The sequence below is a fragment of the Natronolimnobius sp. AArcel1 genome, from assembly GCF_011043775.1.
Lineage (GTDB): Archaea > Halobacteriota > Halobacteria > Halobacteriales > Natrialbaceae > Natronolimnobius.
This window is the reverse complement of record NZ_JAAKXY010000004.1, coordinates 560,535-577,953: the sequence shown is the minus strand read 5'-3', so window position 1 is coordinate 577,953 and position 17,419 is coordinate 560,535. Positions and strand designations below refer to the sequence as shown.

General features: G+C 59.8%; 17 protein-coding genes, 1 tRNA gene and 1 rRNA gene. 14 read left to right on the top strand and 5 right to left on the bottom strand.

Going from position 1 to position 17,419, the window contains the following annotated elements:
• The 7 genes from rrf to G6M89_RS15210 all read left to right on the top strand — a co-directional run bounded on the left by rrf (window position 1) and on the right by G6M89_RS15210 (window position 6,071).
• Window positions 1-121, top strand: a 5S ribosomal RNA gene (gene rrf, locus G6M89_RS15240).
• A gap of 129 nt (window positions 122-250) precedes the next feature.
• Window positions 251-326 (top strand) — tRNA-Cys (locus tag G6M89_RS15235).
• A 186-nt stretch (window positions 327-512) separates the two neighbouring features.
• Window positions 513-1,814 carry a sugar phosphate nucleotidyltransferase gene (locus tag G6M89_RS15230; RefSeq protein ID WP_165162690.1) on the top strand — a complete coding sequence of 434 codons (1,302 nt, stop codon included), beginning with the start codon at window positions 513-515 and terminating at the stop codon, window positions 1,812-1,814.
• Window positions 1,814-3,613, top strand: a complete 1,800-nt coding sequence (gene glmS, locus G6M89_RS15225; RefSeq protein WP_165162688.1) for a glutamine--fructose-6-phosphate transaminase (isomerizing) — start codon at window positions 1,814-1,816, stop codon at window positions 3,611-3,613. The genes G6M89_RS15230 and glmS overlap by 1 nt, the downstream gene beginning before the upstream one ends.
• Before the next feature lie 12 nt (window positions 3,614-3,625).
• On the top strand, window positions 3,626-3,907 hold the full coding sequence (locus tag G6M89_RS15220) for a hypothetical protein (protein WP_165162686.1): 282 nt from the start codon (window positions 3,626-3,628) through the stop codon (window positions 3,905-3,907).
• Window positions 3,904-5,010 (top strand): DUF4350 domain-containing protein, encoded by a 1,107-nt coding sequence (locus G6M89_RS15215; protein WP_165162684.1) that lies wholly within the window; start codon window positions 3,904-3,906, stop codon window positions 5,008-5,010. The genes G6M89_RS15220 and G6M89_RS15215 overlap by 4 nt, the downstream gene beginning before the upstream one ends.
• The gene (locus G6M89_RS15210) at window positions 5,007-6,071 is read left to right on the top strand and encodes a MoxR family ATPase (protein ID WP_165162683.1); all 1,065 of its coding nucleotides are present in this window, start codon (window positions 5,007-5,009) and stop codon (window positions 6,069-6,071) included. The genes G6M89_RS15215 and G6M89_RS15210 overlap by 4 nt, the downstream gene beginning before the upstream one ends.
• 68 nt (window positions 6,072-6,139) lie before the next feature.
• Here the strand turns inward: G6M89_RS15210 and G6M89_RS15205 are convergent, their stop codons facing one another.
• Genes G6M89_RS15205 through G6M89_RS15195 form a run of 3 tightly spaced genes read right to left on the bottom strand, consistent with a single transcriptional unit; the run spans window position 6,140 to window position 9,326 of the window.
• Window positions 6,140-7,189, bottom strand: a complete 1,050-nt coding sequence (locus G6M89_RS15205) for a hypothetical protein (protein WP_206335565.1) — start codon at window positions 7,187-7,189, stop codon at window positions 6,140-6,142.
• A complete protein-coding gene (locus G6M89_RS15200) occupies window positions 7,186-7,785 on the bottom strand; it encodes a hypothetical protein (RefSeq protein WP_165162681.1) in 600 nt (199 codons plus the stop codon). The genes G6M89_RS15205 and G6M89_RS15200 overlap by 4 nt, the downstream gene beginning before the upstream one ends.
• Window positions 7,782-9,326 (bottom strand): DUF58 domain-containing protein, encoded by a 1,545-nt coding sequence (locus G6M89_RS15195; RefSeq protein WP_165162679.1) that lies wholly within the window; start codon window positions 9,324-9,326, stop codon window positions 7,782-7,784. The genes G6M89_RS15200 and G6M89_RS15195 overlap by 4 nt, the downstream gene beginning before the upstream one ends.
• Window positions 9,327-9,428: 102 nt before the next feature.
• Between G6M89_RS15195 and G6M89_RS15190 the strand changes: the two genes are divergently transcribed.
• Together G6M89_RS15190 and G6M89_RS15185 are read left to right on the top strand one after the other, a co-directional pair.
• Entirely contained in the window at window positions 9,429-11,783 is a 2,355-nt protein-coding gene (locus G6M89_RS15190) for a DUF4129 domain-containing protein (protein ID WP_165162677.1), read from the top strand.
• Window positions 11,784-11,862: 79 nt separating this feature from the next.
• Window positions 11,863-12,963, top strand: a complete 1,101-nt coding sequence (locus G6M89_RS15185) for a DUF1616 domain-containing protein (RefSeq protein ID WP_165162675.1) — start codon at window positions 11,863-11,865, stop codon at window positions 12,961-12,963.
• Window positions 12,964-12,966: 3 nt separating this feature from the next.
• Here the strand turns inward: G6M89_RS15185 and G6M89_RS15180 are convergent, their stop codons facing one another.
• Entirely contained in the window at window positions 12,967-13,458 is a 492-nt protein-coding gene (locus tag G6M89_RS15180; protein ID WP_165162674.1) for a metal-dependent hydrolase, read from the bottom strand.
• A complete protein-coding gene (locus tag G6M89_RS15175; protein WP_165162672.1) occupies window positions 13,451-14,032 on the bottom strand; it encodes a hypothetical protein in 582 nt (193 codons plus the stop codon). The genes G6M89_RS15180 and G6M89_RS15175 overlap by 8 nt, the downstream gene beginning before the upstream one ends.
• Before the next feature lie 88 nt (window positions 14,033-14,120).
• On the opposite strand from G6M89_RS15175, the gene G6M89_RS15170 reads away from it, so the two are divergent.
• The 5 genes from G6M89_RS15170 to G6M89_RS15150 all read left to right on the top strand — a co-directional run bounded on the left by G6M89_RS15170 (window position 14,121) and on the right by G6M89_RS15150 (window position 17,330).
• On the top strand, window positions 14,121-14,435 hold the full coding sequence (locus G6M89_RS15170; RefSeq protein WP_165162670.1) for a PqqD family protein: 315 nt from the start codon (window positions 14,121-14,123) through the stop codon (window positions 14,433-14,435).
• 8 nt (window positions 14,436-14,443) lie between these two features.
• Complete coding sequence (locus G6M89_RS15165; protein ID WP_165162668.1) at window positions 14,444-14,944, top strand: lasso peptide biosynthesis B2 protein; 501 nt, start codon at window positions 14,444-14,446, stop codon at window positions 14,942-14,944.
• A complete protein-coding gene (locus G6M89_RS15160) occupies window positions 14,941-16,833 on the top strand; it encodes an asparagine synthase-related protein (RefSeq protein WP_165162667.1) in 1,893 nt (630 codons plus the stop codon). The genes G6M89_RS15165 and G6M89_RS15160 overlap by 4 nt, the downstream gene beginning before the upstream one ends.
• A gap of 115 nt (window positions 16,834-16,948) precedes the next feature.
• On the top strand, window positions 16,949-17,104 hold the full coding sequence (locus G6M89_RS15155) for a lasso RiPP family leader peptide-containing protein (protein WP_165162665.1): 156 nt from the start codon (window positions 16,949-16,951) through the stop codon (window positions 17,102-17,104).
• Between the two features lie 67 nt (window positions 17,105-17,171).
• On the top strand, window positions 17,172-17,330 hold the full coding sequence (locus tag G6M89_RS15150; RefSeq protein ID WP_165162663.1) for a lasso RiPP family leader peptide-containing protein: 159 nt from the start codon (window positions 17,172-17,174) through the stop codon (window positions 17,328-17,330).
• Window positions 17,331-17,419: the final 89 nt, after the last annotated feature.

Below are 17,419 nucleotides of genomic sequence, written 5' to 3'. Positions count from 1 at the left end.
TTGGCGGCCAGAGCGGCGAGGTGCCTCCCGTACCCATCCCGAACACGGAAGATAAGCTCGCCTGCGTATCGGCAACTACTGGAGTGGGCGACCCTCTGGGAACGTTGATTCGCCGCCCCATTCATACTTCATTTCGCTTCGTGAGCCATCGCGCTGGCTCGCGGAGCGTTTTGTATTTCTTCCAGATCGTGACAGTCGCCGTGTCGGACCGCTACGCTTAAACGAACGCGGAAACTATCGACTATTGCGCGCCAAGGTGGCAGAGTCCGGCCGAACGCAGCGGCCTGCAGAGCCGCCTACCGCCGGTTCAAATCCGGCCCTTGGCTTGATTTCACAGTGAATCACTACGTAGCTGAGGCTATCTCGATCTTTCACCGACCATTTATCGAGCAATAGCGATAGCGACTCTCAACCGAGCTCTCTGCTTTGATTCTTGCTTCACCAGGGAATAATCTATTCACTATGTAGTTGTATATAGAGTTAAGTACTGAGAAAAATACAGTGGATATATCATGACGACGTTTGCTGCAGTAGTCCTCGCGGCTGGTGAAGGAAGCCGTCTTCGACCGCTTACTCGTAATCGACCGAAGCCAATGCTTCCTGCGGCAACGAAGCCGATTCTTGCTCGAGTGTTTGATCGGGTGATCGATGCTGGCTGTACGGATATCACAGTCGTTGTTGGCTATCAACGCGAGCGTGTGCAGTCGTATTTTGGTCCATCATACCGGAATGTACCGCTGACGTATGTCCGTCAGCGGACGCAATTGGGTACTGGACATGCACTGTTGTGTGCTCGAGATGCGGTTTCTAGCCCGATACTCGTTATTAACGGAGACCAACTCGTTGATCAGCAGATTATTGAGGACGTTCAATCGGCACACACGGCTACAGATGCTGTTGCGACGCTTGGGGTGTTGCACCGACACGACGTGAGTGAGTATGGCGGAGTGTTGCTTGCCGACGAGACCGAGACTGACGGTCCAGTTGAGTCGACAGCACCGGTTGCTGAGGTGGTCGAACGGCCACACGATGACCGGGAATATCGGCTTAATGCGGGAGTCTATGCACTCGAGTCGGCAGTGTTTGATGCGATCGCCGAGACGAAGCCACAGGCTGGTGAACACTCGCTCATCGATGCAATTTCGCGGCTGATCGACTCGGAGTCTGGCGGCCCAGTTCCGGTTCGTGCGGTCGAGTCAGAGGGGATGTGGGTGGATGCGACGTATCCGTGGGATTTGTTGCAGGTAAATTCGGAGTTGCTCGAGCAGGGTGTTTCGAGGACACAGCCTCCCTCGAGTAATGAGTTGCTGGCTGGTGATGGTGAGGTCGATAGTGGTGGGTCTGTTGTGGTGTCTCAGACAGCGCATGACCGATCGGATATTTCGGTTCACGACACGGCAATAGTGCGCGAGCCGGTTGTTATTGCACCGTGTTGTGAGATTGGGCCTGGTGCGGTAGTTGGTCCGTATGCGTGTCTTGGCGAGAACGTGACGGTTGAATCGGAAGCGGTTGTGACGCACAGCGTGCTCGATACGGATTCGCGCGTGCGAGCAAGTGCAACCGTTGTGGAGTGTGTAGCTGGGCAGGCTGTCGAAATCGGTGTCGGATCGACGGTGACCGGTGGGCCAGGTGATGTTCGTGTCGGTGATCGAGTGTTCGAGGCGGCACAGTTGGGTGCGTTGTTAGCCGATAATACGCGAGACGAGGGTTCAGTGACGTATGCGCCGGGGACAATCGTCGGTCCAGACGTACGCGTCCAGGCTGGTGTGACCGTTCGAGGAACTGTTGCGGCGGGAACGGAGGTGCGTTCGTAATGTGTGGGATTATTGGATACGTTGGCGAGAACGGCGGCGACACAGCGGTGGTTGATGTACTCATGGACGGGTTGTCTGGCCTCGAGTACCGGGGTTACGATTCGGCTGGTATCGCGGTTGCAGAGCCTTCGATTGCGGTTCGCAAACGCGAGGGTGACATCTCGGCGCTCGAGGAGGCACTCCATGGTGGTAAGCTCGACGGGACGGCGGGAATCGGGCATACTCGCTGGAGTACACATGGGCCGCCGTCTGATGTCAACGCCCATCCACACACTGACGATGAAACCCGGGTTGCGGTCGTCCATAACGGGATTATCGAAAACTATCGCGCGCTTCGCGACGAACTCGAGGCGGTTGGATACAGGTTTGAAAGCGAGACTGACACGGAAGTCGTTCCGCATCTAATTGCGGCTGGACTCGAGGATGGCCTCGGGTGCGAGGCGGCGTTTCGCCAGGCGGTCGCTCGACTCGAGGGGAGCTATGCGATCGCTGCGGTGTTTGCGGGCAGCGAGACGGTGTATGCAGCACGGCATGAGTCGCCGCTCGTGTTGGGAATTGGTGAGGATGGGCATTATCTGGCAAGCGATGTGCCGGCGTTTATCCAGTACACAGATCGCGTGATCTATCTGGACGATGGGGAGTTCGCACGGATCACCCCTGAGACAGTGACGGTGACTGACGACGCTGGCACGGTCGTTGAGACATCGGTCGAGACGATTGAGTGGGACGCAGACGATGCGGGCAAGAGTGGCTACGACCACTATATGCTCAAGGAAATTCACGAACAGCCAACGGCAGTTCGTCAGTGTCTCCGTGAACGTGTCGAGGAACTCGAGCGCTCGATTGCGGTCGACTCGCTTGCGTCACTTAGCACCCCAGAGCGGGTGCAGTTCGTCGCCTGTGGAACGTCCTATCATGCGGCGTTGTACGGTGCGCGATTGCTGCGAGAACGAGGCGTGGCCGCGACGGCGTTTCTGGCGAGCGAGTACGATACGGATGTCGTGCCGGTGGATTCGGAGACGCTCGTTATCGGGGTGACTCAGAGTGGCGAAACAGCGGACACGATGGGCGCGCTGCGGGGGGCAAACACTGTTGGGGCGCGGACGGTCGCCGTTACGAACGTTGTGGGTAGCTCTGCGGCTCGTGAGTGTGATCACGTAATGTACGTCCGTGCTGGGCCCGAGATCGGTGTGGCGGCGACGAAGACGTTTGTCTCCCAGCAGATTGCACTCGTGTTGGTCGCCAGTGCCTTGACTGGCGAGTATGATAGTCAGTTGGTCTCAGCATTGCGAGACTTCTCTGGACAACTCCAGACTGTGCTCGATGAGTCGGCAGCCCAAGAGGTTGCAACGGCGTATCGTGACGCTGGCGCATACTTCTTTATCGGACGTGGGCACAACGCGCCGGTTGCACTCGAGGGGGCATTGAAGATGAAAGAGATCACGTACAAACATGCTGAAGGCTTTGCGGCCGGCGAGTTGAAACATGGACCGCTGGCACTCGTCACGGATGAGACGCCGGTGTTTGCACTCGTCACTGCGGGTTCGAAGCCAACAAAGACACTTGGGAACGTCAAAGAGGTGCAAACCCGTGGTGCGCCGGTCGTTGCAGTGACTGACGGCTGTTCTGATGTCGAGCAGTACGCCGATCATGTTCTCGAGATCCCAGAGACACATCCGACGCTTGCCCCAATCCTTGCGAACGTCCAGTTACAGTTAGTGTCGTACTGGGTTGCACACGAACTTGGGCGGTCGATCGACAAGCCACGCAACCTCGCAAAGAGCGTGACTGTCGAGTGAGGTGGCCCCGCGATGGCAACTGAGCGCCGGATGCAGTTTGTCCACTGGCAGGTCGCCTGGATGCTGGTGTCGACTCTCGTGTTGGTGGTGTTCAATGCACTCTCGCTCGAGTCGGTGTTCATCTGCTGGCTGATCGGCCTGTTGATCATCACTGAGTTGACAGCGCCGTTTGCGGTCGAGCCGAGTTGGCGACGGCGACTGCCGTGGCTGGTGATCGCTGGCTTACTCGGGTTTGTCGTGGTCATCGTTCGCTGGCTTGTCGCGCTTGTCCCACCGGAGGTGGTGGGTCTGTGAGCGACCCCGAATCGTTAGACCCGCGTTCAAGTGGCTCTGAAACGGCTGGTGACGCTGACCAGCCAGGATTCGGTCCCGATTTCGAGTTTCAACTCGAGAGTGCATGGTCTCGAGTGGTCGTGATCGGGTTGGCGCTCGCTGTTATCGCGACGATCGGTGTCGGTGCGTCCACCTCGACAGCAGTGTTTGGACCGTTCAACACCGACTGGGAGGGGACAAGTGACCTTCGCGAGCAACTTGAGGATGATCACCACGGCGAGTTTGAACTCGCTCGCGACGCGAGTGCCTATGGTGGTTATTCGGCGGAGACGGTTGCGTTCGTCGTCGCGCCGTCACAGCCGTATGACGATTCGAGTGGTGAGGCGGTTCGTCGATTCGTTGACCGGGGTGGAACGCTCGTCGTGTTCGAAAACGGCGCCACACACGGTGAGTCACTGCTCGAGGCAGTCGACGCGACGGCTCGCATCGACGGGCAACTGGTGCGCGATGAGCACCGTCACGCGGATGGACCGCTGTTGCCGACGGCGACGGCTGCGACTGATCATGAGTTGACTGATGACACAGCGAAGGTGACGCTCAACCATGCGAGCGCCATTGCTCTCGAGGCGGAGACACGAGGCGAAACTGACGCGGAGATGGGTGGTGAAACCAGCGCGGAAGGGTGGGACGACCGTGACGGGACTGTCCTGTTGGAGACCAGTTCGTTCGCCCAGTTCGAGTCCACGTCGGCTGCACTGCCCGACTCGAAGCCAGTTGCAACGGTCGAATCGGTCGGTGACGGCCGAGTAGTCGCCGTTAGTGACTCGAGTCTGGTGATCAATGGGATGGTCGACCGTGCGGACAACGAGGCGTTCGTCGAGGCACTGTCGGCGGATGCAGACCGAGTCGTCCTCGATGTGTCTCACGGCGAGTCGCTGCCGCCGCTTGCGAGTGCGCTCATCACCGTTCGGGCGTCACCGCTTTTGCAGGCCGGAGTGGGAATCGCGACAATCCTTGCGCTGGGGCTATCGACGAGCCAACGGATCCGAAACGCTGGACGGGCTCTTCAGCGTCGATTCGTCGACGCGACAGCGGATGCAGACAATTCAGGTGTTCACCAATGACTAGATACGATACGATTGACGACGGACAGCAGACTGACCGAACTGACGATCCAGCCGAACTTTACGAGACGTTACGCACGGAAATCGAGCGCGTCCTCATCGGCAACGAGGAAATCGTCGAACAGCTCACCGTTGCGCTGTTGACCGGCGGGCACGTCCTCCTCGAGGGTGTCCCCGGTGTTGCGAAGACGACTGCTGCGACGTTGCTCGCACAAGCAACTGGTCTCGAGTACAGTCGCATTCAACTGACAGCGGATGTCCTCCCTGCAGATATCACTGGGACGACGATCTATCGAGAGGAACGCGGTGAGTTCGAGCGCTTGCAGGGGCCGATCTTTGCGAATATCGTCGTCGCCGACGAGATTAATCGGGCGACGCCGAAAGCCCAGTCGGCGCTGCTGGAGGCGATGGAAGAGACCCAGGTAACGATCGAAGGACGGACCTACTCGTTGCCAACGCCGTTTCTCGTTGTTGCGACGCAGAACCCACTCGAGATGGATGGTGTGTTCGAACTGCCAGCAGCCCAGCGCGATCGCTTCCAGTTCAAACTCGAGATGGAGCTTCCGGATCGGGACACCGAGCGTACGCTTATCGATCGCTTTGAGACAGATCCGGATCTTGGCCCCGACTCGGTTGAGCCGGTTGTCGGCGCGGGGGAATTATTGCTTGCGCGCCAGGCTGTTCGCGAGACACACGTCGCTGGGCCGATCAAGTCCTATGTCCTCGATCTGGTTGGGGCGACACGCGAGCACCCACAGATCATGCATGGTGCATCACCGCGGGCGACGCGTGCGTTCATTACCGCAATACAGGCTGCAGCGGCAATCGATGGGCGCGAGTACGTCATTCCAGACGACGTCAAGCAGTTTGTCACCCCGATTCTTGCCCACCGTCTCGTTGTGCGGACCGATGCTGAACTCGCTGGCGTCACCCGAGCGACGGTTATTGAGGATATTCTCGAGTCGGTCGACCCACCAGGGACCGATACGAACACACTCGCACCGGACAGGGTCGGCACGAGCGAACCGAACGAAATGCTCGAGCGATACGACGCCGAGTAAGCGAGCGGTCGTCATGTTGTCGACGATGTTCACAGTAAGCACTGGTGAGTGGTCTGTAATGAGTGGCGTCAGCGGTCAGTTATGCTCACTCCGGTGTCGTCGATATCGGTGTTGCCGTCACGGTGGTCAGTATCGGCCGCGCTGTCATGATTGTCAGGGTCGGCTTCGTCAGTCACGAACCGACACGTCAGTAACCAATCTGCCCGGTTGTCGACAGCGGCGACCTCGAGTGTGATAGGCCGTTCAAGGCCGACTGCGAGACCGACAGCGAGAAATGAGGCGACGGGGTGGTCGAAGCGGTCACAGTCGCCGAAGGTGCTGTCGGTAATCGCGAAAGTGACCTGTTCGGGGCCAACGGCGGGCTCGACACGGGCGGCGAGTTCGAATTGCTCGACGAGCGCGGTTGCAAGTTGTGTTGCAAGTTCGTCTGGGGTTGTTGCCCGCTTGGTCGTGAGTGCGTCGTCGAACGCGTCGACGAGGCCGAGACCGCTTGGCTCGAGGCGGAGGCTGCGGTGATCCTTGGCGGTGATGATCGGCTCGCTGTCGTGTGCGACGGTGTCGGGTGGCTGGTACTGCTCGTAGCTGGGGACGACCAGCAGACAGCCGGGCTGGCGTGTGTCTGTGGGGACGTAGTGACGGCGGTCGCTCAATCCGAGCGTGGCAGTGAGGCGAGCTTGGTTGTTCGCGAGTCCAACGTAGATTCGCTCGCCGATATCGGCCGCGACAAACTGCTCCGGTGCGAGATAGTACGTTAGGACGGCCCCGATCAGCCCAGTTGCGCCGAGTACGAGCAAGACGTCTCGGACGGCTGCAAAGACAGCCGCCCCAGCGATTGCGACGAAGCCGATAGCAGCGAGTCCGAGCGCTCGCCTTCGGTACTGGGATTGGCGAACTCGGCCGTACTCCGCGCGCAGACGGTTATTTTCTGCCTCGAGGCGCTCGAGGCGGGCCGCGAGTGTTTCACTCGAGGTGGAGTCAGTGGCTGTTTCGGCTGTTGTAGGCGCTGAGGCGGGCGCCGTCGCCCCCGTGTCGGATGAAGGGGTGCGATCCGAAGCGGTATTGCGGTGTGTGGTCGCTGTCTCGTCGGCGCGGTTACGGTGAGTAGGTGGTGGCGTCATGGATGAGCGAATGTGTCGGTGTCGCGGCCGGTATCGCCGTCTTGTTCGGCTGTCGCAGTTGTGGCTGCGAGTTTGGGTCCGTCATCTGACTCGTCGCGGCCGTGTTCGGTTGTCGTGGTCACTGCCTCGAGTGCGCGTGTCTTGAGGGTGGTCCGTTTGTGGTGGCGATACAGTACTGAGAGTCCGGCGGTACAACCCACGATGATGGCCCCGGCAAGCCAGATGGACACAGGCAGAATCGTATAGACGAGTCCGCCGAGTGCCAGCAGGCATGCCATACTGGCGAGTGCACCAAGGCGGTCTTGAGGCGACGTTGCCGGGCCGGCGTCACTCCAGAGCAGACAAACGAAGGCTGCAATCGGGAGCCACACCGTTTCAATGGTGGGCTGGGGTGGCGTACTCGCCGCGAGGCCGACGACGCCAACGGCGACGGCATACGGTGCTCCCAGCCCGAGCCACACGAGGATGGTCCCGACAGCGACGACGAACCCGACTGGACCGACGCTAAGCCACAGACCACCACAGAGTAGACAGCAGGCAACGACCGCGAGACGGCTCGAGGACGGACCGGCGGTTGCGCCGATCAGTGGGTTCACCGGTGCTCACCTCGGGTGAGTGTGTCTTTCTGACGAGTCGATACCGTCGGGGGTGGTGTCTGGTCAGGTGGGCGGATGTGTGTAACAGTGACGTTGTCTTCTCGCGCCAGCACCTGGCTGAGACGGGTGTCTTCGTCAGCAATGTTGGCTGAATCGTTTGTGGTGGCTGTAGTGTCTGTGCTGGCTGTGTCGTTTGTGGCGGTTGTGGTGGTTGTAGTGGTCATCGTCGCCGTCTGTCCTCGTGTGTGTCTGTAGGTTCCCGTTTCTGTGTGTGGGTCTGTGACAAGTCCGACGACGACATCACCGCGTCTGCGAGCGACCGAGACAGCGGTGTGGAGATCAGTCGGCTGTGTGCCAACAGAGAGGATCGTCGTTCGTTCGTGAGACGTGGTCGGTCGACAGACGCGAAGTGCGTCCGCCAACGACTCGACCTTGTGCTTGGCCTCACCGACAGCGCGAGCCTGCTCTTCGTAGAACGGCCGAAGCTGCGAGACGAACGGGTCCGGATTATTCGATTCTCGGCCAGTTGACGCACTCGATCGCTCGAGGGCGGCAAGATGCTGGCGTGCGCGATCACCAGTAAGGTGGTACGCATCTATCTCCGTCGCTGATGGCGATTGACACTCTGAGCCTGCCTCGAGAGCGGTGAGTTGATCCCAGACGGTTTGATGGGTGCTGTTGGTTGCACTCGGTTCGATACTGGTGGTACGACCATCGTCATCGAGGATGAGGAGGCCGATGGGATCGCTAGCTTGCATTGCTCGAGAGACGACGGCGAGCGCGTTGGTCACCAGCGCCGAGTGTGCGTTCGTATCGACATTGCGGTGATCGACGACCAGTCGTTCCGGGTGAGTCGTTTCTGTCTCGAACTCTCGAACGTAGGTTGTCCCGAGCCGTGCCGTGGCTTTCCAGTCGATTTGCTCGAGCGAATCGCCGGGGACGTACTCGCGTGCGTATGCCGGTTGACCGTGAGTTCCCAGCCTGGAACGGGTCTGGGCAACCCCTGCGAATTGTGTTCCTGCCGTGGCCGTCGCGTTGATTGTCGCCGGATCGGCTCGAACCGTAATCGTGTGCGTGTTCTCGAGCGTGATTGTCTGGCGGAACAGGCCATCTGTCGCCGTTATCGTCGTCCCCTCGAACTCATGGCGACCGGCGACTGGCCACGAAAGCGGTTGTGAGACGCGCGCGGCGGACATTCCGGGCGTGAGCGTGATTGTCGACGCGTCTCGCTCGAGCGTTGCGGCCGGCGGCACGTCGCCCTCAAGCGTGAGGCTAAGCTCACTCGGTGTCGACAGTGTTGCGGCGAGGGACTGTTGGACTGTCGCGCCCGTTCGGACCGTCGTTCGGTCGAGTGATTGCTCGATCGACAGGGCCGAGAGCGTTCGCTCGAGTTCGGTCGCAAACGCGTGGTGACGAGCGAGCAACCAGCCACAGAGTGCGCTTGCACCGAGAAGCACGATGGCGGAGTCGAACAGGACTGCCAGTCCGACGAGGACTGCGGCGAGCGTCCCACACGTACGCAGGCGCGGTTCTATCTCCATACAGGTGTCTCGTTTCGGACCATCCGTTGGTCCCAGCGTGTCTGCATAGCTACGTCTGATTCAATTGAATAGCTTTTTGATTTTAGATACAAATAGTCGTGTGTGAACGTCGACTGGGTTCGGATCATCGCCCTCGTTGGGCTTGGCTGTGTCGTTGCAGTTGCCATCGTTGGTGGGAGTGCATACGCGTGTTCGGGCCTCGCTGCAGGGGCACCCGTCAGCTTGACCGACGCGACTGCGACAAACGATAGCAAGCCGACCTTTCATATCGATCCTGACACCTACGCTGATGACAGCGATTACGAGGACCTGCGGGCGCTACTCATCGCGGACCTGGCAGACCGTCTCGAGCGCAGCTCGGCGGCACTGGCGGCTGGTGACACTGCAGATGCACGCACGCCGCTCGAGGAGCCATACAGCGAACGCGTCTCCCAGTACGAGACGGTCGTCGAGGAGACTGGCGATGTGGGCGAGCGAACGGACGCAAACAAAAATGAGGGCGACAGCGATAGACACGGATACGAGATCGCTGCCGAACTCGAAGCGGGCAACACTGATCCCGAGGAAGTTGTGACGGCGTTCGAGCAGGCGCGTGTCGACCAGCTCGCGCTAATCGAGGCGGTCGAAGACTATGCTGAGACGGAGTCACAGTACGAACGAGCCGCTGACGCTGGGGACGACGCCGACGCACTCGAGCATGCTCGAGCGCTGGATACACTCGCTGCTGATGCGACCAATGCGACCGACCGACTCGCGGGCCACGTTTCAATGATTGACACACTCGAGGGAGTCGATGCATCGGACACGAGTGATCGTCTCGAGCGCACTACCCACTCGATGCAGGATCGGCAGGACGAGATTCGGGAGGCGATGTTTGTCCCGACGACGCTGACGGCGACGGCCGAGGGCGATACGGTCAGCCCGACCGAGACGGTGACGATCACGGGCACGCTCGAGACGGAGTCCGATCTACCGACCGAAACAGAATCAACTGACGAGAGTGCTCTCGAGATCAACGGCGAGCACCACTCAGTCCCCATCGAGGACGGTGCGTTTACCGTGACGTATCAGCCAGAGCCGCTTGCACCCGCTGTCGACACAGTTGCTGTGCAGTACCATCCGAAACCGGGCACCCCACACCAGTCAGCTGAAACAACGGTTCCTCTCGCCATTGACACGGCTCCGGCAACCCTCTCGCTCGAGGCTGAAACCGATGGGGCTCGAGACGCCGAGGCGCTTTCGGGCGTTGACCACGATTCTGGCGTTGCCTACGGCGAGCCAATCGCGGTGTCCGGGTCGCTCGCGGTCGCGGACATCCCGGTTGACGACGCGCCGGTCACGCTATCGATCAATGACACCACGCTTGGTACCGTCGATACTGACGACGGCAGCTTCGAGACACAGGTAGTAGTCCCGGCATCAGTTTCGCCCGGTGAACAGGAACTGACCGCGACGGTCGACGGCACGGACCGCGCGCTCGAGTCTGTGGCGGCATCACAATCGATCACCGTTCGCGAGAGCGAGACGGCGCTGTCCGGTGAGGCTGTTCGAACCGATGCTGGCGAACTCGCGATTACGGGTATGATGACGACCATCGACGGTACACCGGTCGCGGATCAGCCGGTCCACGTCGAACTCGAGGGGGAAGCAGTTGAGACGATTCGGACCGACGGCGACGGCCACTTCGAGGAGACGCTGTCTCCAACCAACGAGGTCGCCGTCGATCAGTCAGTTACCGTCAGCTACGACACCGCCACCACGAATTTGAACGCGACGGCGGTCACAATGCCTGTCACTGATGGAGAATTACAAACGCTGTTCGCAGGCGGCGGCTGGTGGGGCGTTGGACTCATCATAGTCGCTTTCTTTGCCATTCTCGCCAGCGTTGGCGGCTGTCTCTGGTACAGCAGTCCTGGTGTCCGCCAGCGAGTCCGCTCGAGCGCTGGTATTGATACTAATCCGGGACCTGTTCACCCTCGTGCGGGTATGAGTACGAGTTCGAACTCGCCTGCGGGCGACGATGCAGGCACGAGTCACTCCTCAGGGCAACCAGCCTCGAAGATGCTCGATACGAGTGAGTCCGAATCAGCGACGGTCACCGCCGCACACAGCGACGACTTCCTCGAGCGAGCTGAGTTTCATCTCTCGAGTGGCCAGACGAACGAGGCCGTCGAACTGGCCTATGCTGGGGCTCGACTGGCACTCTCTGTGACCGTCGGCGATGACGTCGACCGATCGCGAACCCATTGGGAGTTTTACGAGCGCTATCCCGGCCCCCAGCCGGCTGACCTCGAGTCGCTTACGACCACGTACGAACGCGCCGCATTCGGCCCGGAAACGGTGTCGGTTGATGATGCTGAGGACGCGCTTCTCACCGCACAGGCATTATGTACGTTCGTCGACGACGACGATCCAGTCGACCTCGAGGCGCTAGACGGCATCGTGATTGAAACATAAGCGAGGTCGGCTCCATCGACACCAGTTCTTCCGTAAAATATATCACTTAATTTTTGTGCGTGCACTGTGTGTACTGTGTATGGCGAACAGTCAGCCACTTCGGAGCCAGCATTGGTGGCGCTGGCAGTCGGTGCCGGTCGATCTGGCACTCGTTGTCGGCGTGACGCTGGTCACTATCACCGCGTCCGTGGTTCCCGGTCTCCACGAGACACTGCTCCAATTCGTCTTCGGTCTGGCGTTCGTCCTGTTCGTCCCCGGCTACGCGTTCATCGCAGCGATGTTTCCGGCGGCCGGGACGTCCCCAACCCGAGCGACGTCCACTGTGAAAACCACTGCCGACGCGGCTTCTTCGAGTGTCGCCCACACTGGGACACCAGACTCGAGACGTGACGGCATCGACGGCCTTGAACGAGTGCTGCTCTCGGCTGGCCTCAACGCGGCGCTTATTCCGGTTGTCGGAATGGCCCTTCACGTTACCCCGTGGGGAATCCAGCAGGGATCGTTTGCACTGGCACTCGGTGGTGTGACGCTCGCTGCTGCTGGAATCGCGACGGTTCGTCGACGCCGACTTCCACCTGAGGACAGATTTCGCGTTCCGTATCGCCGATGGGCGATGATCATTCGAGACGCTGTCCTTGAACCGCCGACGCGCGTCGATGCGGTGCTCAATGTGGTAGTCATTATCGCCGTCGTCATTGCGATGGGTGCGATCACGGGTGCGGTCGTGGCTCCGGCAGCCGTCTCCGGGCTCGGAACGAGTGCGGCTCCGGGGGAACAGTTCTCGAGCATTGCCGTGCTGACCGAGGACGACGGTGACCTCGTCGCTGATGGCTATCCATCGACGCTTACGGCGGGTGACGCCACGACGCTCGTCGCCGACATCGAAAATCACGAACAACGCCCGGTCGAGTACACGGTTGTCCTCTTCGAACAACAGATCGACCGTCATGACGAGACGAACGTCACAGTGACCGATCAACGCGAACTCGAGCGATTCGAGCCGACACTGGAACACGGAGAGACCTGGCAGCACCACCACGACGTTCAGCCGACGATGACCGGCGAGGTTCGACTCGTCTGGGGGTTGTATCCCGAGTCCGTTCCGGATGACCCCGTACTTGCGGATGCGACCGATGAGGTTTCGATCTGGCTCGATGTGAACCCAGAGTCAGCAGCGTAAGGATCAGTGGTGTTCGTGTCGTACACGAAGCCGCCACAGACAAAGCGCGATGAGTCCGGAGACCGCAGCAGGCCAGCGATTCCAGCTATAAAACAGCTCGCCGGCTGGTGGCTGATACGTCGTTAGCGGCCAGAAAACCGGATAGGCGAGCCCAGTTCGGGTTATCAAGATGACATCGAGGACGTGATGCGAGGCAATCCCGATTGCGAGCAGCCACGCGACCCGAACGCGCAGGCGTGCTGTAACGAGCAGCGTCACGATCAGGAGGGTGACGACCGTCCCACCGAGCGTGTGCAGCGCAGTCCAGTCCCATGATATCCCGAGTAGACTCACCATCGTTCGCCACGGTATGACAAGTTCGATTTTTGCGAGGTCGGGCAGTATTGCCCCGACCATCACCATGGTAACATGTGCTGGTCGAAGCCAGTTGAGTCGGAACGACAGTGCCGTCCCAAGACAGTAGCCGACTAGGACATGTGTCAGCAGGTCAGCCATCAGCCTCCTCCTCGTTGCAGCGCTGTCCACCGTCTGTACTCGTCGTCGCCTCTCGAGGCGTTTCGCTCGGTGCTATCGGTCGCGAGGGCTCGACTCGAGGCGTCAACGCGAGCTGTGACCGATCGAATCGCCAGCCACGAGCGAGTCGAACAAAGACCCAACAGCCCGCAAGCGCCGAGACGATGTACATGTAGATCGCCTCCCAGGGCGCTCTGGCCTCGCTGCCGACGACCACAATCGTTGACTCATCGCGCAGTGTTCCGGTGACGAGTTCGTACGATCCAACCGTTGCTGGCGCGGTGTAGCCCTCGAGGATGATCGTCGATGACTCGTCGTTGTATTCGACCTCGAGTGTGACCGGGTCGTCATCGACGATCGTTCCCGTTGCGCTGACTCGCTCACCGACGTACGCTGTCGTCTCCGGCCCGAACTCGGACTCGCTTGGCAGTTGGCTGCTCGCTGAATCCGACGGTCCGGCAGCGCCGTACCAGGCGGTCAACCCGACGAGGACAGCTACGAGCGCGACGAGAATCAAGGCTCGAAGCGCCTGTCTGCAGGTGTGAGTCGCGTTCATACCTGTTGCTCTCTGTGGTCTTCCAATGAGTGTTTCGAGACAGGAATAGTATGGATTTATGAGATTAGAATTTGAATAAAGATCTAGTATGGGGGATTCCGAACCGATTGCACCGTCGACAGTAGTTGTAGCGACTGAGAGCCACTTGGCGACGACCATCGAGGACGAGACTGTGCTTTTAGAACTCGAGTCGGGAACGTACTACGGCTTCAACGAGGTCGGCTCACAGCTCTGGGAACTTCTCCAGGAGCCACAGACTGTTGGCGACCTCTGTGAGACGATTCAGTCGACGTACGACGAGGTCCCCACAAAGCAGTGCCGACGCGACGTCCAAACCGTACTCGAAGAGATGGACGCAGCAGGACTCGTCGAGATTGAGGCCAACACGGCCACGTCGGAGTGACGAGAGCGATGGGACGGATAGCCGGCTTCCTCGCGGTTCCTCTCGGGGAGAAGTTCCGCCTGCTCGTCGCCGCGGCGCTGCTAGTGCTGGCTCGAGTCGGCTTCGTACTCCTTCCCTTTCGGCGGTTCAGACGCACGCTGTTGGCACTTACCTGCACACTCGCCCGTGTCGTCCCCGGCGCGCCATCGCCCGCACACGTCGCCTGGGCGGTCGACACCGCTGATCGATCGATTCCGGGTCATCGCACTTGTCTGATGCGCTCTGTTAGCGCCGAGGCGATCCATTGTCTCTACGGCCACGACATCATCCATCGAATCGGCGTCGCACCCGCTGGCGATAACGCACCAGCCACGGGGATGGACGCCGACCACGTCGGCGTCCCTGATGCGATCGGCGGTTTCGAGGCCCACAGTTGGATCGAGTACGACGGGTCGGTCTTGCTCGGCCACCTCGAGGACTTAGCGCGATTTGAACCGCTTCCACCACTCAACGGGCGTGATCAGCCATGAGCGCAATCGTCGGCCTATTTGATCGTACTGGGGCCTCACTCGAGTCCGGCACGATCACCCGCATGCACGAGCAACTCGCTCATCGCGGCCCGGATGGGGGCGACTGTATGCAAGACGGACCGGTCGCAGTTGGCCACCAACTGCTGGCGACGACGCCACAGGCTCGCGATGACCAGCCCTATCGCGATGGTGACCTGGTAATCACCGCAGACGCACGCCTCGATAACCGCGCGGAACTGCTGTCCCAACTCCCAGGGTCGCTGTCGCCGGCCTCTCCTGATAGCCACCTGCTACTCGAGGCATATCGTCAGTGGGGGACCGCATGTGTCGAACACCTGATCGGGGCGTTCTCATTTGCAATCTGGGATGAGCGACAACCGCACCTATTCTGTGCACGCGATCACGTCGGCGTCAAACCGTTTTATTACCACCAGACCGACGACACATTCGGCTTTGCAACCGAACTCAAAGCCTTACTGACGCTTCCGAGCGTTCCCGGAACAGTCGAGGACCGACGAATCGGTGATTTCCTGACAGGGCGACTCGAGGACCAGACGATTTCGTACTACGAGCGTCTCACGCGACTCCCGCCGGCACACGCGATGGTTGTCACCCCAACGAGCCTCGAGCGCTGGCAGTATTGGGATCTCGACCCGTCGAAAACCCTCTCGTGTGCGTCCGATCGTGCCTACGAGCGACGCTTTCGCCGGACGTTTGAGAAGGCAGTCCGCTGTCGACTCCGCACCACCGGACGCATCGGATCGGAACTCAGTGGCGGGCTCGACTCCTCGTCGGTCACCGTCGTTGCACGCGACCTTCTGCCAGAATCAGAGCCACTGCATACGTTTTCGACGATTTTTGACGAGGCTGACTCGAGTGATGAACGCGAGTACATCGACGCCGTGACCGACGACCCCGGTATCGTCCCACATATGATCCGTCCGGATGGAACCGGGGTTCTCGAGAACGAAACGGAGATGCTGACGTACTTCGACCGGCCGCCACACAATACGCTCCACTTTTCGGTGTGGGAACTAGCTCGTCGAACTGACGAGGTCGGCGTCACTATCGCACTAAATGGCGTGCTTGGCGACTGTACAGCGAACTATGGTCTTGGACTGTTGCCACAACTGTTCCGGACCGCCCGCTGGCGCCACCTCTGGCGTGAACTGCAGGCGATGGGCGATCACTTTGACACCCCCGCGAGCCACATCTTTGTCCGTCATGTACTCTTCCCACTCGTTCCGGACTCGGTACGATGTTCTTATCGGACGTACCACGAGAAGCCGATTCTCGAGGCCAAAGCCAATCCTGCACTGAACCCTGCGTTCGTCGACCGGATCGACCTCCGCGAGCGCTACCGTGAACTCGCTGGGTCACAGTCCATCCGCGTTGCAAGCACCGACCGACTCTTGCAGTATCAGTCACTTACTTCTGAGCGCCACGCGGCGAACCTCGAGGCGATCGACTTGCGCTACGGTGCCTTCGGTGTCGAACCTCGGTATCCCTTTGCAGACAAACGCTTGCTCGAACTCTCACTGGCGATACCGCCGTCCCAGCAGTTTCGCGATGGCTGGACCAGAGCACTCGTTCGTCGGTCGCTCGCTGATCTCCTCCCAGACCTGGTCCAGCACCGTCCATGGAAGACAATGATGGACGAAGCGTTCTGGAACGCCCTCGAGAACGACAGGGCCGCGTTCGAACACCTTCTCGAGCATCCCGGTCCACTAGCGCAGTATCTCGCTATCGACGAACTCCAGGCGACGTACGATCGATTCGAGACGGACCCATCTGGTCGCGATGCGCGAACGCTCTGGCGTGCACGGTCACTGGCTGCCTGGCTTGAGGCATGGCCGTCCCAGTCCCAGACACTACGACTCGAGCAGTAACAGGTTGTCCGATTAACTCCTGGCGCTATTGTTCAGGTATTTCTGTACGGCTCCTACAAAACCATATTTGTATAGGCACTAAATTTTATTGTTGTGTAGAATAAACTATTAGACGATGTCCGACGATACATCACGGTATGAACCCCCGACACTGATGGAGTATGGTACGGTCGAAACGCTCACACAGAACGACAAGATCGGAGACAGTGAGGATGCGGTGACGGAGGCTGCAGCAGACACCGGCGCGTCCATTACTGGATCGATCTTTTAGCGACCGCAGTTTTATTTTATACTCAAAACAGTTAATATTATATTGCCGGGGCACTATTTGAGACTTGATGTCAGACAGCACATCACCACGGTACGAACCGCCAGCATTGACCGCGTACGGAACGGTTGAAACGCTCACCCAGAACGATAAGATTGGAGACAGTGAAGATGCAGTGACTGAGGCAACGGCCGATGTCGGCTCAGTTATCACTGGCTCGATCGTCTAACTGTACAGCAACACGCACCGAAGCAGCGTCAACCGACGATACCAACTGTTCACGGCTGGGTTCGACCGTCCACAGTGGGGATTGGGAGA